Source organism: Streptomyces sp. NPDC053076, assembly GCF_044546845.1.
In the GTDB taxonomy this organism is placed as follows: domain Bacteria; phylum Actinomycetota; class Actinomycetes; order Streptomycetales; family Streptomycetaceae; genus Streptomyces.
The window spans coordinates 266,657-286,219 of record NZ_JBITZL010000007.1; the positions used below are offsets into that span (position 1 = coordinate 266,657).

Genomic DNA, 19,563 nt, shown 5'->3' on the forward strand with positions numbered 1-19,563 from the left:
GGGTTGGCCCATTCGCTATAGCGGCCGGAGTGCAGGTTCCTTCTGGACTGCACCCAGAAGCCGGTCGAGTGCCATCTCCACGTCTTCCTTCCAGGAGAGCGTGGACCGCAGCTCCAGCCGCAGGCGGGGATGCGTGGGATGCTGCCGGACCGTCTTGAATCCCACCGCCAGCAGATGGTCGGCAGGCAGCAGACAGGCGGGCTGCTCCCAGCGGGCGTCACCGAACGCCTCGATCGCCTTGAAGCCCCGGCGCAGCAGATCCTTGGCGATCGCCTGCACCAGCACACGGCCAAGCCCCTGCCCCTGATAGCCGGGCATGACGAACGCCGTCATCAGCTGGACGGCGTCCGGCGACACGGGGCTCGTGGGGAAGGCCGTCGAACGCGGCACATAAGCCGGCGGGGCGTAGAGGACGAAACCTGCCGGAACGTCGTCGACGTACACCACTCGGCCGCACGACCCCCAGTCCAGCAGGACGGCGGAGATCCACGCTTCCTTCTCCGTCGCGGCTGTGCCCGCCTTCAGCGCTGCTTCACCGCTGACGGGATCCAACTCCCAGAAGACGCAGGAGCGACAGCGGTGGGGAAGGTCCTGAAGGTTGTCCAGAGTGAGCGGCACGAGCCGACGCCCCATGAAGGCTGATCCTCGCTTCCTTCGCCGGCCGCATCACGAACGGCGGTGGATGTGCCATACCTGATCGCATCGTATCCACGATGGGATTCACTCGATACCGCCTCAAAGCAAAGAGCGGGCCGTGTCCGGTACACACCGGACACGGCCCGCTCCACTGCACCACCGGGCGGCATCGCCCGAGGATCAGTCGTGCGTCTCCTCGCCGTCGCTCTCCCGAAGGCTCTTCTGGAGAGCCAGCCTCTCGCCCGGGGCGAGCGTACTGAGGATCCTTTCGAGATCGTCCGCGGAGGCGAACTCGACGGTGATCTTGCCCTTCTTCTGGCCCAGCTCGACCTTCACCCGCGTCTCGAAGCGGTCCGAGAGCCGTGTGGCCAACTCGTTGAGCGCCGGGGAGGGCACGGAACCGGCCCGTGGTCCCCGGGAGCGTGACGCCTTCTGGGGCCTCGAACCCATCAGCGTCACGATCTCTTCCACGGACCGCACCGACAGCCCCTCGGCCACGATCCGGTGGGCCAGCCGGTCCTGCTCCTCAGAGTCCTCGACGGCCAGCAGCGCCCGGGCGTGGCCGGCCGAGAGCACCCCGGCGGCCACCCGCTTCTGGACGGTCGGGGACAGCTTCAGCAGACGCAGAGTGTTGGAGACCTGTGGGCGGGAACGCCCGATGCGGTCGGCCAGCTGGTCGTGCGTGCAGTTGAAGTCCTTCAGCAGCTGGTCGTAGGCGGCGGCCTCTTCGATCGGGTTCAGCTGCGCGCGGTGCAGGTTCTCGAGTAGTGCGTCCAGGAGGAGCTTCTCGTCGTCCGTGGCCCGCACGATGGCCGGGATGGCGTCCAGACCAGCCTCGCGGCAGGCACGCCAGCGGCGCTCGCCCATGATCAGCTCATAGCGGGCGGGGCCCAGCTGCCGCACCACGACGGGCTGAAGGAGACCGACCTCCTGGATGGAGGTGACCAGCTCCTGGAGCGCATCCTCGTCGAAGATCTCCCGCGGCTGGCGCGGGTTCGGCGTAATGGCGTCCAGGGGGATCTCGGCGAAGTGGGCGCCCATCGGGGGCGCGGGCACCTCGACGGCCGGGCTCGCCGGGAGCGCCTCGGTTTCCTGAGCCATGGCCGGCAGTGCGGCCACCTTGGCCGCGGCTACTCCGCGGTCGGTCGTCAGCACCGGAACGGCCGCGGGGGATGTGGACGCTCCGCCCCCCATCGCCGCCGGGGCCACGGTCTTCTCGGTCGGGGCAGCGGGGATCAGTGCGCCGAGACCACGGCCCAGACCCCTCCGTCGATCGCTCACTGGATCCCCTCCACCATGTTCGGGTTGTTCTGAGCGCCGATGTGGGCCTGGCTCGCGTCGTAGCTGACGCCAACGCCCCTCAGCGCGATTTCTCGGGCCGCCTCAAGATACGAGAGGGCACCGCTCGATCCTGGATCGTAAGTCAGCACCGTCTGCCCGTAACTCGGCGCCTCCGAGATGCGGACCGAGCGAGGAATGCTCGTCCGCAGCACCTCGTCGCCGAAGTGGGTGCGCACCTCTTCCGCGACCTGGGAGGCAAGGCGCGTCCGGCCGTCGTACATGGTGAGCAGAATGGTCGACACATGCAGGTCGGGGTTGAGGTGTCCCCGTACCAGGTCGACGTTGCGCAGAAGCTGCCCGAGGCCCTCCAGGGCGTAGTACTCGCACTGGATGGGGATGAGTACCTCGGCGCCCGCGACGAGCGCGTTGACCGTCAGCAGTCCGAGCGAGGGCGGGCAGTCGATGAGGATGTAGTCCAACGGCTGCTCGTACGCCTGGATGGCCCGCTGAAGCCGGCTCTCCCGGGCCACCAGGGACACCAGCTCGATCTCCGCACCAGCCAGATCGATGGTGGCGGGGGCGCAGAAGAGGCCCTCGACATCGGGGACGGGCTGGACCACCTCGGCCAGTGGCCTGCTCTCCACCAACACGTCGTAGATGGATGGGACTTCGGCGTGGTGGTCGATCCCGAGCGCAGTGGACGCGTTGCCCTGTGGGTCGAGGTCGATCACCAGGACGCGGCCACCATGCAGAGCCAGCGAAGCGGCAAGGTTGACGGTCGTCGTCGTCTTGCCCACACCGCCCTTCTGATTGGCGACCACGATGACTCGGGTCTGTTCCGGCCGCGGCAGACCTTCGCCGGCGCGGCCGAGAGCCTCCACCGCCAGTTGGGCCGCACGACCGATGGGAGTGTCGTCCATCGGAGGCGGTGTTTCACGTGAAACATCCGCCCCCATCGACTCGGTACGGGGACCGGGGACCGGATCGGTCATCGGTCCCGCGATGTTGGCGTCGGACCGCAAGGATTCACTCTCCTCGACTTCAGGCTCGCAATGAACAGAGCCTCCCATGTCTTCGGGGTCGTGAACCAGTGAGGCCTGGTGTTCTGTGGAGAAATCCACCTCTGTGGACAACTCCGTACCCCTGGAGAGGGACGGAGACGCCGGGGAATCGGGAGCCTCTGCGAGTGAACCGAGAGGCTTCCGGTCGCGGGGTTCGGCCGCAGCGCGGCCGCGACTGATGATGCCGTGCAGCAGTGAGCGACGTTTCACGTGAAACACGATGCACAGCGGCTGCGGCCTGACCTTTGCGACACTCCGGCTTGCGTAGGTTTGGCAGCTTGTGTGGAGTACGTCTCGTCGTCAGGACGGATCAGCGATGCCCGTCCCGAGGCTGCCCGTTCTGAGACTCGCCGCCGCCCTGACTGCTCATCCTTCAGCTCACCGACGGCGCCGGACGCGACCGGTACGAGCCGCCTTGGCGCGCTTCGCGGCGAAACGTACACCGCCCGGACTCTCCCCGACCTCGACCCGCACCACGGTGGACAGCGGATCGACCACACCCTCGCCCACATGCAGGATGGACGTCGCGACCGCGCCGAGCTTGCTGAGAGCCGTGGTCGCGGCCTTCAGCTCCTCCTCGGCCGTGTCGCCCTTGAGCGCGAGCATCTCGCCGTAGGGACGCAGCAGCGGAATGCCCCAGGCGGCGAGACGGTCCAGCGGGGCCACGGCCCGGGCCGTCACCACATGGACGGGCGGCAGCTTGCCCAGGACCTCCTCGGCACGGCCGCGTACCACGGTCACATGGTCCAGGCCGAGCAGCTCGACGACCTCGGTGAGGAAGGTGGTGCGCCGCAGCAGGGGCTCCAGCAGGGTGATGTTCAGGTCGTCGCGGACCAGGGCCAGTGGGATGCCCGGCAGTCCGGCACCGGAGCCCACGTCGCAGACCGTCACTCCCTCCGGGACGGCTTCGGAGAGCACCGCGCAGTTCAGCAGGTGCCGCTCCCACAGGCGGGGCACCTCCCGCGGGCCGATCAGGCCACGCTGCACGCCCGCCTCGGCGAGCAGTTCCGCATAGCGGACCGCATCGGCGAAGCGATCACCAAACACTTCCCGCGCCTGCTCGGGCGCGGGGGGAAGCTCCGCTGCCTCCGTCACGGGGACCGTCCTTCCGTACAGCGCCGGCGCTTCGCGCACCGGCCACCAGAACTACCAGGCTGACAAAGTTCGGCCCCGCCTGCGCTACAGACGGGGCCGGTGGAACGTGGGGCCGATCAGGCGGGCAGCACGACGACGAACCGCTGGGGCTCCTCGCCCTCGGACTCGCTGCGCAGCCCTGCGGCCTTGACCGCGTCGTGCACGACCTTGCGCTCGAACGGGGTCATCGGCTTCATCTTCACAGGCTCGCCGGTGCTCTTCACCTCGGCGGCGGCCTTGGCACCCAGCTCGGACAGCTCGGACCGCTTCTGGGCCCGGAACTCCGCGATGTCCAGCATCAGCCGGCTGCGGTCGCCGGTCTCCCGGTGCACCGCGAGGCGCGTCAGCTCCTGCAGCGCCTCCAGCACCTCGCCGTCCCGGCCGACGAGCTTCTGCAGGTCGCGGGTGCCGGAGTCGCTGATGATCGACACGGAGGCGCGGTCTGCCTCGACGTCCATGTCGATGTCGCCGTCGAGGTCGGCGATGTCCAGCAGACCCTCCAGGTAGTCCGCCGCGATCTCACCCTCCTGCTCCAGGCGGGTGAGGGTGTCTGCACCCTCGGCAGCGGCGGAGGTGGTGCCTTCCGTCACGGGATGGACTCCTTCTTACTTCTTGGACGGGGACTTGGGCCGCTGCGGGCCACCCTTGCGCTGCCCGGACTGGGCCTTGCTGCGGGTGCCGGAGCCGGGCTTCTGGGGCTGCTTGGCAGCCGTGGGCGGGGCGTCCTGCGGCTCGTCGGACTTCTCCAACGACAGGGAGTCGCCCGCCTGCTTGGTCCCGCCGGACTGACGCTGGGACTTGCTCTGGCGCTTGGGCTGCTGGCGGCGGGCGGCGGCGGCTGCCGTGGCCGCGGTGGTGCCGGTGACGGCGCCGTCCTCGGCCTGCACCGCGGCCTGGGCCGCGCTCTTCGTCACGGTGCCGTCGGCCTGGGCGACGAGACCGGCCTTGTTCAGCGCGTTGACGAACTTGCGCTCGAACTCGTTGCGGTCGCGGCCCTTGGTGACGATCGCCTTGACGATGGTCTTCTCGCTCCGGCGACGCACCTTGCCGTGGTGCGTGACGTGCTTGGCCAGGCGCTCCAGGTAGGCGGCCTGGGCCTTGGAACCCGGCGTCGGGTTGTTGCGGATGACGTACATCTGCTGGCCCATGGTCCACACGTTGGTGGTCAGCCAGTAGACGAGGACACCGACCGGGAAGTTGATACCGAAGACGGCGAACATGATGGGGAAGACGTACATCAGCATCTTCTGCTGCTGCATGAACGGCGTCTTCACGGTGGTGTCGACGTTCTTCGTCATCAGCTGGCGCTGCGTGTAGAACTGCGACGCCGACATCATGACGATCATGATCACGGTCACGACGCGCACATCGGTGACCGAGGCACCCAGTGCGTGGATCGTGTCGGCGCCGTCCTTGAACTTCGCGGCGAGCGGGGCCCCGAAGATGTGCGCCTGACGGGCACTCTCCAGCAGCGAGTCGTTGATGACACCGATCTTCTTGCCCGAGGCGATGCCGTTGAGCACGTGGTACAGGGCGAAGAAGAAGGGGGACTGCGCCAGGATGGGAAGGCACGAGGAGAGCGGGTTGGTACCCGAGTCCTTGTACAGCTTCATCATCTCTTCGGACTGACGCTGCTTGTCGTTCTTGTAGCGCTCCTGGATCTTCTTCATCTCGGGCTGGAGCGTCTGCATGGCCCGGGTCGCCTTGATCTGCTTCACGAAGAGCGGGATCAGGCAGATGCGGATCAGGATCACCAGGGACACGATGGCCAGGCCCCAGGCCCACCCGGTGTTAGGGCCGAAGATGGCGCCGTACACCGCGTGGAACTGGACGATGACCCATGAAACGGGTGTCGTGATGAAGCTGAAGAAGCTGGCAATCGTGTCCACTAATCATGCTCCTTGGGCATGGGACGAGGTCTCTGCGGCCGGACTCGAAGGAGACTCGGAAACAGGCTTCGCTTCGGTGGCCGGTTCGGCGGCGGAGGACCCGCCCCTGCGTGCGCGCAAGGCGTTGCGCAGCGTTTCGTGCCACCGCGGGCGCTTGCGCGGCGGGACATGGTCCACACCGCCCAGCGACCACGGATTGCACCGGAGGATGCGCCAGGCGGTGAGTGCCGTGCCCTTGAGCGCACCGTGCCGGTCGATGGCCGTGTAGCCGTAATGGGAGCACGACGGGTAGTACTTGCACACCGGCCCCAGCAGCGGACTGATCGTCCACTGGTACAGCTTGATCAGAGCCAGCAGCGGGTACTTCATCGCGCGCCCCCTCCCAGTAGCCGCTGAACGGCGGCGTCCAGGTCTCGGGCCAGCTGTGCGTGGTCGGCGTCGCCCGATCCGGGCAGCGCTCGTACGACTACCAGGCTACCGGGGGGAAAGAGGGCGACTCGGTCACGCATCAGATGGCGCAGTCTGCGCTTCACTTTGTTGCGCACGACCGCACCACCCACGGCCTTGCTCACGACGAAACCCGCACGCGTCGGGGGAGCGCTCTCCCCAGGCGCGTGCGGGTCCGTGGCACCGCTACGAAGGTGGACGACGAGGGTCGGACGGCCTGCCCGACGACCTCGTCGTACCGCGGTCGCGAAGTCTTCGCGCCGCCTCAGCCGATGCTCGGTAGGCAGCACGACGTCATGACCTGATCAGATCAGGCGGACAGGCTGGCGCGACCCTTGCTGCGGCGGTTCGCGAGAATCGCGCGGCCGGCACGGGTGCGCATCCGCAGGCGGAAGCCGTGGGTCTTCGCGCGGCGACGGTTGTTCGGCTGGAAGGTGCGCTTGCTCACTCGGGGGCTCCAGAAAGAATCGGTAGTGGCGGGGTGCCGTCCTGGCTGTCACCGTGCGCCCACGAGTAGCTCGCTTCACGCCCGAGTGCACCGCTTCCCGATCACCTGACGTGATCTGTGCCCATCGGAGGCAGGCGGCAGCAGCCATCGACAACTCGACCTGGTTACGGTACGCGGGGCTACGCCATCCGGTCAAACCGGCGGTCGCCGAGAGACACTGTCCACAGGCTGGGGACAACAACTTGAACCGTACCGGCCGCGCTGACTACCGTGGCTGAACTCCGATTCGTTCCCTTGTCCCCGCCCGAGCGGGACCGCCCCGCCCACCCACCCGGATTTCAACCCGACCCGTCCCTGAACCACACGTTCGTGGGACCTGTGAGAGAGCGTGCCCTGTGGCTGACGTACCTGCCGATCTTGCCGCAGTGTGGCCGCGAGTACTGGAGCAACTCCTCGGGGAGGGCCGCGGCCAGGGTGTGGAGGGCAAGGACGAGCACTGGATCCGGCGCTGCCAGCCGCTCGCGCTGGTCGCGGACACCGCTCTGCTCGCCGTACCGAACGAATTCGCCAAGGGTGTGCTGGAGGGCCGTCTCGCGCCGATCGTCAGCGAGACCCTGAGCCGCGAGTGCGGCCGTCCCATCCGGATCGCGATCACCGTGGACGACTCGGCGGGCGAACCGCCGGCGGCGCCTCCCGCGCAGCAGACACCGAAGCCGCGCTACGAGGAGCCGGAACTGCCCTCCGGCCCGTACGAGGGCTACGGCCGCCACCGCGCCCCCGACCACCGTGGCGGCGACCACCGCGGCGGCGACCACCGCGGGGCCGAGCACCGTGGGGGCGACCACCGCGGCGGCGACCACCGCGGGGCCGACCAGCTGCCGGGCACCGAGCCGCGCTCCGAGCAGCTCCCGTCCTCCCGCCCGGACCAGCTCCCCACCGCCCGCCCGGCCTACCCGTCCGAGTACCAGCGGCCCGAGCCCGGCGCCTGGCCGCGCCCCGGGCAGGACGAGTACAGCTGGCAGCAGCCCCGGCTCGGTTTCCCCGAGCGCGACCCCTACGCCTCCCCGTCGTCCCAGGACGGCTACGGCTCCGGCGCGGACGCGTACGGCTCGCCGTCCCAGGACTACCGGCCGCAGAGCCCGGAGCGACCGTCGTACGAGCAGCAGCGCGGCGAGTACGACTCACCGCGCCCGGACTACGACTCCCCGCGTCCGGACCACCACTCGCCGCGCGCGGACTACGAATCGCCGCGTCCCGAGTACGACTCCTCGCGGACCGAGTACGACCAGCGCGACCCCGTCCGCCGTGAGCTGCCCGAGCCGCCGGCGCACCGCGGCGGCCACGGCCGGCCGGACGGCCCCTCGGCGGGTGCCCCCGGTCCGCTGGCCGCGCAGCCGGCCCCGGCGAGCGGTCCCGGCGAGCCGACGGCGCGGCTGAACCCCAAGTACCTGTTCGACACGTTCGTCATCGGCGCGTCCAACCGGTTCGCGCACGCGGCGGCGGTCGCGGTCGCCGAGGCGCCGGCGAAGGCGTACAACCCCCTGTTCATCTACGGGGAGTCGGGGCTCGGCAAGACGCATCTGCTGCACGCGATCGGGCACTACGCGCGCAGCCTCTATCCGGGCACGCGCGTGCGGTACGTGAGCTCGGAGGAGTTCACCAACGAGTTCATCAACTCCATCCGCGACGGCAAGGGCGACAGCTTCCGCAAGCGTTACCGCGAGATGGACATCCTGCTCGTCGACGACATCCAGTTCCTGGCGGACAAGGAGTCGACGCAGGAGGAGTTCTTCCACACGTTCAACACGCTCCACAACGCCAACAAGCAGATCGTGCTCTCCAGCGACCGGCCGCCCAAGCAGCTGGTGACGCTGGAGGACCGGCTGCGGAACCGTTTCGAGTGGGGTCTGATCACCGATGTCCAGCCGCCGGAGCTGGAGACGCGGATCGCGATCCTGCGCAAGAAGGCGGTACAGGAGCAGCTGAACGCCCCGCCGGAGGTGCTGGAGTTCATCGCCTCCCGGATCTCGCGGAACATCCGTGAACTGGAGGGCGCGCTGATCCGGGTGACGGCGTTCGCCTCGCTCAACCGGCAGCCGGTGGACCTGGGCCTGACGGAGATCGTGCTGAAGGACCTGATCCCCGGCGGCGAGGACAGCGCGCCGGAGATCACGGCCACGGCGATCATGGCGGCCACCGCGGACTACTTCGGGCTGACGGTGGAGGACCTGTGCGGCACCTCGCGCGGCCGCGCGCTGGTCACCGCCCGGCAGATCGCGATGTACCTGTGCCGTGAGCTGACGGATCTGTCGCTGCCGAAGATCGGCGCGCAGTTCGGCGGCCGTGACCACACGACCGTCATGCACGCCGACCGCAAGATCCGCGCGCTCATGGCGGAGCGGCGCTCGATCTACAACCAGGTCACCGAGCTGACCAACCGCATCAAGAACGGCTGAGAGCGGCCATAGGACGGCGTCGGAGGGCGCCCCGGGGAACGCATCCCGGGGCGCCCTCCGGCGTTCCGCGGGACCTGCGGGTGCCCGTCCGGGGGCCGTTCTCCGGGCGGGCGGGTGCCCGTCCGGGGGGCCGTTCCCCGGGCGTCCGGAGCATCTCGCGCACCGGGGTCGGCAGCCGTCCCTCGGCCTCCTGGTGCCGTCGCCCGGTGCCGTCCCCCGGCGTCCCAAGGCGTCATGCGCCGGTGTCCGAGACCTGGTGCACCGGCGTCCCAGGCACCCTGCACCGCCGTCCAAGGCGCCGCGCACCGACGTCCGAGGCGCCGTGCACCGGGCTGTGGACCGTTCCTCCCCGGTCATCCGGTGTTCGATTACTTGCCGGGTTACGGCCACTCTCCACAGATTCGGTGACTTTCTTCCTTCCACATCCTGGGGACTGCGGAGTTGTCCCGAACTGCGTCCACAGGGAAGCTAGCCCTGCGGCGTCCGCCCAGCTCAAGGGGCTGTGGAATCGTGGACGAACGATCTCCACAGGCTGTGGAAAACCAGAGGGCCCACCACCCGTGCACGGAGTTGTCCACCGGTGGCCCACAGGCTGGGGGCGGTTGTCCCCAGCGATCCCCGGCTTCTCCACATGGCTGTCCACTGTTCGGCAACCCGGCGCCCCCGATCACCGTGTCGAGTGAAAGGCGTCACAGGAAGCTGCCGGGTTGGGGTGTGGGAAACGTGGGTATTCCTGGGGACACAGCTGGGGAGAACTGCCCTCCCCCTGTGGGCGCCATGTGCAGAACTTTCTGTTCTCCACAGACAGCCCCGGTTTTCCACCGCCTCCATGCACAGGGTCAGTGGATAAAAAACCCGCGCTGAGCTGGGCAAACGTGGTTATCCACGGTATCCACAGGCCCTACTACTACTCCCGACTAGAGAGAGTTCGGCAATCGTTTGGAAGCGGGGCCTGTGCACAACTCGCCGTCTCGCGTCCGGCTGCCCCCCGGACCGACTTGACCCCGACGGGCACCTACTGTCAGTGCCGTGCGTCAGACTGGTCCCCGGTGTCCTTCCCGTCCCAGTGGGCGGTGACACCGAGTCGGAGGACTCAGTAGCAACAGCAGGAGGCGGCTTACGGTGAAGATCCGGGTGGAACGCGACGTACTCGCGGAGGCAGTGGCGTGGGCAGCACGCAGCCTCCCGGCCCGTCCGCCGGCGCCTGTCCTCGCCGGCCTGCTGCTGAAGGCCGAAGACGGCCAGCTGAGCCTGTCGAGCTTCGACTACGAGGTCTCCGCCCGGGTGAACGTCGAGGCGGAGGTCGAGGAGGAGGGCACCGTCCTCGTCTCGGGCCGGCTGCTCGCCGACATCTCGCGCGCCCTCCCCAACCGCCCGGTGGAGATTTCCACAGACGGTGTACGGGCGACCGTGGTCTGCGGCTCCTCGCGCTTCACCCTCCACACCCTGCCTGTGGAGGAGTACCCGTCGCTGCCGCAGATGCCGAACGCCACCGGCACCGTCCCCGGCGAGGTCTTCGCCGCCGCCGTCTCCCAGGTGGCCATCGCCGCCGGCCGTGACGACACGCTCCCGGTGCTGACCGGTGTGCGCATCGAGATCGAGGGCGACACGGTCACCCTGGCCTCCACCGACCGCTACCGCTTCGCGGTCCGCGAGTTCCTGTGGAAGCCGGAGAACCCGGACGTCTCCGCGGTCGCCCTGGTGCCCGCCAAGACGCTCCAGGACACCGCCAAGGCCCTGACGAGCGGGGACAGCGTCATCCTGGCGCTCTCCGGCTCCGGCGCGGGCGAGGGCCTGATCGGTTTCGAGGGCGCGGGCCGGCGTACGACCACGCGCCTGCTCGAGGGCGACCTGCCGAAGTACCGGACGCTGTTCCCGACCGAGTTCAACTCGGTCGCCGTGATCGAGACCGCGCCGTTCGTGGAGGCGGTCAAGCGCGTGGCCCTGGTCGCCGAGCGGAACACCCCGGTGCGGCTGAGCTTCGAGCAGGGTGTGCTGATCCTGGAGGCCGGCTCCAGCGACGACGCACAGGCTGTGGAAAGGGTCGACGCCCAGCTGGAGGGCGACGACATCTCGATCGCCTTCAACCCGACGTTCCTGCTGGACGGTCTGAGCGCGATCGACTCGCCGGTGGCGCAGCTGTCGTTCACCACGTCCACGAAGCCGGCGCTGCTCAGCGGGAAGCCGGCGGTGGACGCCGAGGCGGACGACGCGTACAAGTACCTGATCATGCCGGTGCGGCTCAGCGGCTGACGTCGTCCACAGCTGTGCACAAGTGCCGGGGGTCCTCGTGGGTGTCCGGCACTCATGGCTGGGCGAAGTGGCCGCACGGGCGATACGTCGGGAAGCCGCAGGTCAGAGGGGTAACGCATGAGCGCGTATGCCCACAGCTGTGCATGAGTGTCCGGGTCTAGGCTCGGCCCGGCACCTCAGGTGCCTCTCACGCCACACAGCGACCTAAGGAACACAACTGATGGAGCTCGGTCTCGTCGGCCTCGGCAAGATGGGCGGCAACATGCGCGAGCGGATCCGCCGCGCGGGCCACACCGTCATCGGATACGACCGCAACGCGGACCTCGCTGATGTCCACAGCCTGGAAGAGCTTGTGGGCAAGCTCAGCGGCCCGCGGGTGGTCTGGGTGATGGTCCCGGCCGGCGGGCCCACCCAGTCGACCATCGACCAGCTCGCCGAGCTGCTGGAGCCCGGTGACGTGGTCGTGGACGGCGGCAACTCCCGCTGGACGGACGACGAGAAGCACGCCGAGGAGCTGGCTGCCAAGGGCATAGGCTTCGTCGACTGCGGTGTCTCCGGCGGCGTCTGGGGCCTGGAGAACGGGTACGCGCTGATGTACGGCGGCGACGCCGAGAACGTCGCCAAGGTGCAGCCGGTCTTCGACGCGCTCAAGCCGGAGGGCGACTTCGGCGCGGTGCACGCGGGCAAGGTGGGCGCGGGCCACTTCGCGAAGATGGTCCACAACGGCATCGAGTACGCCATGATGCAGGCCTACGCCGAGGGCTGGGAGCTGCTGGAGAAGGTCGACTCCGTGGAGAACGTCCGCGAGGTCTTCCGCTCCTGGCAGGAGGGCACCGTCATCCGGTCCTGGCTGCTGGACCTCGCGGTCAACGCGCTCGACGAGGACGAGCACCTGGGTGGCCTGCGCGGTTATGCACAGGACTCCGGTGAGGGACGCTGGACTGTGGAGGCCGCGATCGACAACGCGGTGCCGCTGCCGGCGATCACCGCGTCGCTGTTCGCGCGGTTCGCGTCCCGGCAGGAGGACTCGCCGCAGATGAAGATGATCGCCGCGCTGCGCAACCAGTTCGGCGGACACGCCGTAGAGAAGAAGTAGGCCCGTCAGCGGGCCGGAGAGAAGCAGGGAGGTCGGCGGGACGACCATGCACGTCACGCATCTTTCGCTGGCCGACTTCCGCTCGTACGTCCGGGCCGAGGTTCCGCTCGACCCGGGCGTCACCGCTTTCGTCGGCCCCAACGGGCAGGGCAAGACCAACCTCGTGGAGGCGGTCGGCTATCTGGCCACGCTCGGCAGCCACCGGGTCGCCTCCGACGCCCCCCTCGTCCGCATGGGCGCCGAGCGCGCCGTCGTGCGGGCGCAGGTCCGCCAGGGCGACCGGCAGCAGCTGGTCGAGCTGGAGCTGAACCCGGGCCGGGCCAACCGCGCCCGCATCAACCGGTCCTCGCAGGTCAGGCCGCGGGACGTGCTGGGGATCGTACGGACCGTGCTGTTCGCGCCCGAGGACCTCGCCCTGGTGAAGGGGGATCCCGGGGAGCGGCGGCGGTTCCTGGACGAGCTGATCACCGCCCGGTCCCCGCGGATGTCGGGCGTCCGCTCCGACTACGAGCGGGTGCTCAAGCAGCGCAACACCCTGCTGAAGACGGCCGCGCTCGCGCGCCGGCACGGCGGTCGGAGGGGGGCGCCTCCCGGGCGGGCGGATGCGAGCCCGGGGACGGACCTCTCCACCCTCGACGTGTGGGACCAGCACCTCGCGCGCGCGGGTGCGGAGCTGCTCGCCCAGCGGATGGACCTCATCGCCGCGTTGCAGCCGCTGGCCGACAAGGCGTACGAGCAGCTGGCCCCCGGCGGTGGTCCGGTCGCGCTGGAGTACAAGCCGTCCGCGCCCGGTGAGGCCCACACGCGCGAGGACCTGTACGCCCAGCTCATGGCCGCGCTGTCGGAGGCGCGCAAGCAGGAGATCGAGCGGGGCGTCACCCTCGTGGGCCCCCACCGTGACGATCTGGCCCTCAAACTCGGTCAGCTGCCCGCCAAGGGGTACGCCTCGCACGGCGAGTCCTGGTCCTACGCCCTCGCCCTGCGGCTGGCCTCGTACGACCTGCTGCGCGCCGAGGGCAACGAGCCGGTGCTGATCCTGGACGATGTCTTCGCCGAGCTGGACGCCCGTCGGCGGGAACGGCTGGCGGAGCTGGTCGCGCCCGGCGAGCAGGTGCTGGTCACCGCCGCCGTGGACGACGACGTACCCGAGGTGCTGGCCGGTGCCCGGTACGCGGTGGCCGACGGGACGGTGGAACGCGTATGAGCACCGAGGAACCCGCCGCGGACGCCGGTAGGAAGGCCCCGGACGACGTCCGGGGCGGCCAGGAGCCCTCCGGTGTCGACCTCGCGCGCGTGGCGTTGCGCGCCGCGAAGGAACAGGCACGCGCGCGTGGGGACGCCGCGCGGCAGAAGAAGCAGGCGCGGCGGGGCGGTGGTCTGCGCTCCGGGGCGCGCGCCGACGGGCGCGATCCGATGGCGCTGGGCGCGGCGATCAACCGGCTGATCAACGAGCGCGGCTGGGAGACGCCCGCGGCGGTGGGCGGGGTGATGGGCCGCTGGCCGGAGATCGTCGGCGAGGACCTGGCCAAGCACTGTGTGCCGCAGCGCTACGACGAGGACGAGCGGGTGCTCACCGTCCAGTGCGACTCGACGGCCTGGGCGACCCAGCTGCGCGTCCTCGCGCCGGCGCTGGTGGCCCGGCTCAACCAGGATCTCGGGCACGGCAGCGTGCGGATGATCAAGGTGCTCAACCCGGGCGGCCAGGCCCGCCGCTACGGCCCCCTGCGGGCTCCGGGGAGCATCGGACCCGGCGATACGTACGGGTGACGTACCTCACGTCGCCAGGTCGTCGTGGTGTGCCGTCGTGCCTGCTTACGCCGGTGTCGATCTCCCGCGGAGCGCGCTCGGACCGCCTTCTGACCCCCCAGTAGCCAAGGGTTGACGGCTCGAAGCGCTGAGTGCCGCCGTGAGCCCCTTGGAGCCCCCATCCGTATATCGGGACCCGGCCGAGACCGGTTGAGGGCGGCACATGGGGGCTCAGGTGCCCGCAAACCCCCATCGATGTCAGTGCTACCGGTAGACTGGAAGACAATCCCGCCCCAATGTGGGGACCGCCCGGGAAAAGCTGAGCAACGCTGATCAAGGCTTACCAACGCAACATGCCGCAGCCGCTCCGGCAACCTGCCGACGAGCCCGGCTCGTGCTGTGCCAGAAAGGGCGCTTCGTGGCCGATTCCGGCAACCACAACGAGAACATCCCGTCCACCGACGCCGGCGTGAACGCCGAGGCCACGGCCTTGGCGTCCTACGACGCCAGCGCCATCACCGTGCTCGAAGGGCTGGACGCGGTCCGCAAGCGGCCCGGCATGTACATCGGCTCCACGGGCGAGCGCGGTCTGCACCACCTGGTGTACGAGGTCGTCGACAACTCGGTCGACGAGGCGCTGGCGGGCTACGCGGACACCATCGACGTGACGATCCTCGCCGACGGCGGCGTGCGCGTCGTCGACAACGGCCGTGGCATCCCGGTGGGCATCGTCCCCTCCGAGGGCAAGCCGGCCCTTGAGGTCGTGCTGACGGTGCTGCACGCGGGCGGCAAGTTCGGCGGCGGCGGGTACGCCGTCTCCGGCGGTCTGCACGGTGTGGGTGTCTCCGTCGTGAACGCCCTTTCGTCCAAGGTCTCCGTCGAGGTCAGGACCGACGGACACCGCTGGACGCAGGACTACAAGATGGGCGTCCCCACGGCTCCGCTGGCCAAGCACGAGGCGATCGAGGAGACCGGCACCTCGGTGACCTTCTGGGCCGACTCGGAGATCTTCGAGACCACCGAGTACTCCTTCGAGACGCTGTCCCGGCGTTTCCAGGAGATGGCGTTCCTCAACAAGGGCCTGACGATCAAGCTCACCGACGAGCGTGAGTCGGCGAAGGCGGTCGCCGGCGCGGACGAGGCGGGTGCGGACGAGAAGGCCGAGGTCAAGACCGTCACGTACCACTACGAGGGCGGCATCGTCGACTTCGTGAAGTACCTCAACTCCCGCAAGGGAGAGGCGGTCCACCCCACCGTCGTGTCGCTGGAGGGCGAGGACAAGGAAAAGAGCCTGTCCCTCGAGGTCGCCATGCAGTGGAACAGCGGCTACAGCGAGGGCGTGTACTCCTTCGCCAACATCATCCACACGCATGAGGGCGGTACGCACGAGGAGGGCTTCCGCGCGGCCCTCACCAGCCTGATCAACAAGTACGCGCGCGACAAGAAGCTGCTGCGCGAGAAGGACGACAACCTCACCGGTGACGACATCCGTGAGGGTCTGACCGCGATCATCTCGGTCAAGCTGAGCGAGCCGCAGTTCGAGGGCCAGACGAAGACCAAGCTGGGCAACACGGAGGCCAAGACCTTCGTGCAGAAGGCGGTCTACGAACACCTCAACGACTGGCTGGACCGCAACCCCGTCGAGGCCGCGGACATCGTCCGCAAGGGCATCCAGGCGGCCACCGCGCGCGTGGCGGCCCGCAAGGCCCGCGACCTGACCCGTCGCAAGGGCCTGCTGGAGTCGGCGTCCCTGCCGGGCAAGCTGTCCGACTGCCAGTCGAACGACCCCACCAAGTGCGAGATCTTCATCGTCGAGGGTGACTCCGCGGGCGGCTCGGCCAAGTCCGGCCGTAACCCGCAGTACCAGGCGATCCTCCCGATCCGCGGCAAGATCCTGAACGTCGAGAAGGCCCGGATCGACAAGATCCTGCAGAACCAGGAGATCCAGGCGCTGATCTCGGCCTTCGGCACGGGTGTGCACGAGGACTTCGACATCGAGAAGCTCCGCTATCACAAGATCATCCTGATGGCGGACGCCGACGTCGACGGCCAGCACATTAGCACCCTGCTGCTGACCTTCCTGTTCCGCTTCATGCGGCCGCTGGTCGAGGCCGGGCACGTGTACCTGTCCCGCCCCCCGCTGTACAAGATCAAGTGGGGCCGCGACGACGTGGAGTACGCCTACTCGGACCGCGAGCGCGACGCACTGATCGAGATGGGCCGCCAGCGCGGCAAGCGCGTGCGCGAGGACTCGATCCAGCGCTTCAAGGGTCTCGGCGAGATGAACGCCGAGGAGCTGCGCGTCACCACGATGGACCAGGAGCACCGCGTCCTCGGCCAGGTCACCCTCGACGACGCCGCCCAGGCCGACGACCTGTTCTCGGTCCTGATGGGCGAGGACGTCGAGGCCCGCCGCCAGTTCATCCAGCGCAACGCCAAGGACGTCCGCTTCCTCGACATCTGAGTCGGTCTCAGCTGACCGCTTCAGGAAGGATCTTCACCAGCAATGGCCGACGAGAACACTCCCGTCACCCCGGAAGAGGGCGGCGAACTCGTGATGCGTGTCGAGCCCGTCGGGCTCGAGACGGAGATGCAGCGCTCGTACCTGGACTACGCGATGTCCGTCATCGTGTCCCGTGCGCTGCCCGACGTCCGGGACGGTCTCAAGCCCGTCCACCGCCGCGTGCTGTACGCCATGTACGACGGCGGCTACCGCCCCGAGCGCGGTTTCTACAAGTGCGCCCGTGTCGTCGGCGACGTCATGGGCAACTACCACCCGCACGGTGACTCCTCCATCTACGACGCCCTGGTGCGCCTCGCCCAGCCGTGGTCGATGCGGATGCCGCTGGTGGACTCCAACGGCAACTTCGGCTCCCCGGGCAACGACCCGGCGGCGGCGATGCGCTACACCGAGTGCAAGATGGCGCCGCTGTCGATGGAGATGGTCCGGGACATCGACGAGGACACCGTCGACTTCACGGACAACTACGACGGCCGCTCCCAGGAGCCGACCGTCCTGCCGGCCCGTTTCCCGAACCTGCTGATCAACGGCTCGGCCGGTATCGCGGTCGGCATGGCCACCAACATCCCGCCGCACAACCTGCGCGAGGTCGCGGCCGGCGCCCAGTGGTACCTGGAGAACCCGGACGTCTCGCACGAGGAGCTGCTGGACGCGCTCATGGAGCGCATCAAGGGCCCCGACTTCCCGACCGGCGCGCTCGTCGTGGGTCGCAAGGGCATCGAGGAGGCGTACCGCACCGGGCGCGGCTCCATCACCATGCGCGCGGTGGTGGAGGTCGAGGAGATCCAGGGCCGTCAGTGCCTGGTGGTCACCGAGCTGCCGTACCAGGTGAACCCGGACAACCTGGCGCAGAAGATCGCCGACCTGGTGAAGGACGGCAAGATCGGCGGCATCGCGGACGTCCGTGACGAGACGTCGTCGCGGACCGGCCAGCGTCTGGTGATCGTCCTCAAGCGGGACGCGGTCGCCAAGGTCGTGCTGAACAACCTGTACAAGCACACCGACCTGCAGACGAACTTCGGCGCCAACATGCTGGCGCTGGTCGACGGCGTACCGCGCACGCTGTCGCTGGACGCGTTCATCCGGCACTGGGTGACGCACCAGATCGAGGTCATCGTCCGCCGGACCCGGTTCCGGCTGCGCAAGGCCGAGGAGCGCGCACACATCCTGCGTGGTCTGCTGAAGGCGCTGGACGCGATCGACGAGGTCATCGCGCTGATCCGGCGCAGCGAGACCGTGGACGTCGCGCGCACCGGCCTGATGGGCCTGCTGGAGATCGACGAGATCCAGGCCAACGCCATCCTCGAGATGCAGCTGCGCCGCCTGGCCGCCCTGGAGCGCCAGAAGATCGTCCAGGAGCACGACGAACTCCAGGCGAAGATCACCGAGTACAACAAGATCCTCGCCTCGCCGGTCCGCCAGCGCGGGATCGTCAGCGAGGAGCTGGCCGCGATCGTCGAGAAGTACGGCGACGACCGCAAGACGATGCTGGTGCCCTACGACGGTGACATGTCCATCGAGGACCTGATCGCCGAGGAGGACATCGTCGTCACCGTCTCGCGCGGCGGCTACGTCAAGCGGACGAAGACGGACGACTACCGGGCGCAGAAGCGCGGCGGCAAGGGCGTGCGCGGCACGAAGCTGAAGGAAGACGACATCGTCGACCACTTCTTCGTCTCCACCACGCACCACTGGCTGCTGTTCTTCACCAACAAGGGCCGGGTGTACCGGGCGAAGGCGTACGAACTGCCGGACGCCGGCCGGGACGCGCGCGGGCAGCACGTGGCGAACCTGCTGGCCTTCCAGCCGGACGAGGCGATCGCCGAGATCCTCGCCATCCGTGACTACGACGCGGCGCCGTACCTGGTCCTCGCCACGAAGGCCGGCCTGGTCAAGAAGACGCCTCTGAAGGATTACGATTCGCCCCGCTCCGGCGGTGTCATCGCGATCAACCTGCGCGAGCGCGAGGACGGTTCGGACGACGAGCTGATCGGTGCCGAGCTGGTCTCGGCCGACGACGATCTGCTGCTGGTCAGCAAGAAGGCGCAGTCGATCCGGTTCACCGCATCGGACGACACCCTTCGCCCGATGGGCCGTGCCACCTCCGGTGTCAAGGGGATGAGTTTCCGGGAGGGCGACGAGCTTCTCTCGATGAATGTTGTTCGAGCCGGTACGTTCGTGTTCACTGCCACCGACGGTGGGTACGCGAAGCGGACCGCCGTCGACGAGTACCGCGTCCAGGGCCGCGGCGGCCTCGGTATCAAGGCCGCCAAGATCGTGGAGGACCGTGGTTCACTCGTCGGCGCGCTGATTGTCGAGGAGAACGACGAAATCCTCGCGATCACCCTCTCCGGCGGTGTGATTCGTACGCGAGTCAACGAGGTCAGGGAGACGGGCCGTGACACCATGGGCGTCCAACTGATCAACCTGGGCAAGCGCGATGCCGTGGTCGGTATCGCACGTAACGCCGAGGCCGGGCGCGAGGCGGAGGAAGTCGACGGCGATGTGGCCGTGGACGAGACCGCCGAGGCCGCCGCGACCGCCGGCACGGACGAGGGTGAGGCGCCCTCGGCCGAGTAGCACGAGGAGTGAGTC

General features: G+C 68.8%; 16 protein-coding genes. 7 read left to right on the forward strand and 9 right to left on the reverse strand.

What is annotated here, in order from left to right:
• Positions 1-15 precede the first annotated feature (15 nt).
• From ACIGYR_RS27540 to rpmH, 9 genes are all read right to left on the reverse strand, one after another.
• Positions 16-633: a GNAT family N-acetyltransferase gene (locus tag ACIGYR_RS27540; RefSeq protein WP_391845956.1), complete on the reverse strand. Its 618-nt coding sequence runs from the start codon at positions 631-633 to the stop codon at positions 16-18.
• Between the two features lie 183 nt (positions 634-816).
• The gene (locus tag ACIGYR_RS27545; RefSeq protein ID WP_391845958.1) at positions 817-1,917 is read right to left on the reverse strand and encodes a ParB/RepB/Spo0J family partition protein; all 1,101 of its coding nucleotides are present in this window, start codon (positions 1,915-1,917) and stop codon (positions 817-819) included.
• Positions 1,914-2,987, reverse strand: a complete 1,074-nt coding sequence (locus ACIGYR_RS27550; protein WP_391846287.1) for a ParA family protein — start codon at positions 2,985-2,987, stop codon at positions 1,914-1,916. The genes ACIGYR_RS27545 and ACIGYR_RS27550 overlap by 4 nt, the downstream gene beginning before the upstream one ends.
• 369 nt (positions 2,988-3,356) lie before the next feature.
• Positions 3,357-4,073 (reverse strand): 16S rRNA (guanine(527)-N(7))-methyltransferase RsmG, encoded by a 717-nt coding sequence (rsmG, locus tag ACIGYR_RS27555; protein ID WP_391845959.1) that lies wholly within the window; start codon positions 4,071-4,073, stop codon positions 3,357-3,359.
• 116 nt (positions 4,074-4,189) lie between these two features.
• A complete protein-coding gene (locus ACIGYR_RS27560) occupies positions 4,190-4,702 on the reverse strand; it encodes a protein jag (protein ID WP_391845961.1) in 513 nt (170 codons plus the stop codon).
• 15 nt (positions 4,703-4,717) lie between these two features.
• Positions 4,718-6,001 carry a membrane protein insertase YidC gene (gene yidC, locus ACIGYR_RS27565; RefSeq protein ID WP_399603680.1) on the reverse strand — a complete coding sequence of 428 codons (1,284 nt, stop codon included), beginning with the start codon at positions 5,999-6,001 and terminating at the stop codon, positions 4,718-4,720.
• Between the two features lie 3 nt (positions 6,002-6,004).
• A complete protein-coding gene (gene yidD / locus ACIGYR_RS27570) occupies positions 6,005-6,370 on the reverse strand; it encodes a membrane protein insertion efficiency factor YidD (protein ID WP_391845965.1) in 366 nt (121 codons plus the stop codon).
• A complete protein-coding gene (gene rnpA, locus ACIGYR_RS27575) occupies positions 6,367-6,738 on the reverse strand; it encodes a ribonuclease P protein component (RefSeq protein WP_391845967.1) in 372 nt (123 codons plus the stop codon). The genes yidD and rnpA overlap by 4 nt, the downstream gene beginning before the upstream one ends.
• A gap of 20 nt (positions 6,739-6,758) precedes the next feature.
• Positions 6,759-6,896 (reverse strand): 50S ribosomal protein L34, encoded by a 138-nt coding sequence (rpmH, locus tag ACIGYR_RS27580; RefSeq protein WP_005482975.1) that lies wholly within the window; start codon positions 6,894-6,896, stop codon positions 6,759-6,761.
• Positions 6,897-7,291: 395 nt separating this feature from the next.
• On the opposite strand from rpmH, the gene dnaA reads away from it, so the two are divergent.
• From dnaA to gyrA, 7 genes are all read left to right on the forward strand, one after another.
• Positions 7,292-9,352, forward strand: a complete 2,061-nt coding sequence (dnaA, locus tag ACIGYR_RS27585; protein ID WP_399603675.1) for a chromosomal replication initiator protein DnaA — start codon at positions 7,292-7,294, stop codon at positions 9,350-9,352.
• 1,122 nt (positions 9,353-10,474) lie between these two features.
• Positions 10,475-11,605, forward strand: coding sequence for a DNA polymerase III subunit beta (gene dnaN / locus ACIGYR_RS27590; RefSeq protein ID WP_391845971.1), 1,131 nt, complete (start codon positions 10,475-10,477; stop codon positions 11,603-11,605).
• Between the two features lie 220 nt (positions 11,606-11,825).
• Entirely contained in the window at positions 11,826-12,701 is an 876-nt protein-coding gene (gnd, locus tag ACIGYR_RS27595; RefSeq protein ID WP_391845973.1) for a phosphogluconate dehydrogenase (NAD(+)-dependent, decarboxylating), read from the forward strand.
• 46 nt (positions 12,702-12,747) lie between these two features.
• Positions 12,748-13,905, forward strand: a complete 1,158-nt coding sequence (gene recF, locus ACIGYR_RS27600; protein WP_399603671.1) for a DNA replication/repair protein RecF — start codon at positions 12,748-12,750, stop codon at positions 13,903-13,905.
• The gene (locus ACIGYR_RS27605) at positions 13,902-14,468 is read left to right on the forward strand and encodes a DUF721 domain-containing protein (RefSeq protein WP_399603669.1); all 567 of its coding nucleotides are present in this window, start codon (positions 13,902-13,904) and stop codon (positions 14,466-14,468) included. The genes recF and ACIGYR_RS27605 overlap by 4 nt, the downstream gene beginning before the upstream one ends.
• Positions 14,469-14,841: 373 nt before the next feature.
• Positions 14,842-16,911 carry a DNA topoisomerase (ATP-hydrolyzing) subunit B gene (gene gyrB / locus ACIGYR_RS27610; protein WP_391845979.1) on the forward strand — a complete coding sequence of 690 codons (2,070 nt, stop codon included), beginning with the start codon at positions 14,842-14,844 and terminating at the stop codon, positions 16,909-16,911.
• Positions 16,912-16,953: 42 nt separating this feature from the next.
• Positions 16,954-19,548, forward strand: a complete 2,595-nt coding sequence (gene gyrA / locus ACIGYR_RS27615; protein ID WP_399603667.1) for a DNA gyrase subunit A — start codon at positions 16,954-16,956, stop codon at positions 19,546-19,548.
• Positions 19,549-19,563: the final 15 nt, after the last annotated feature.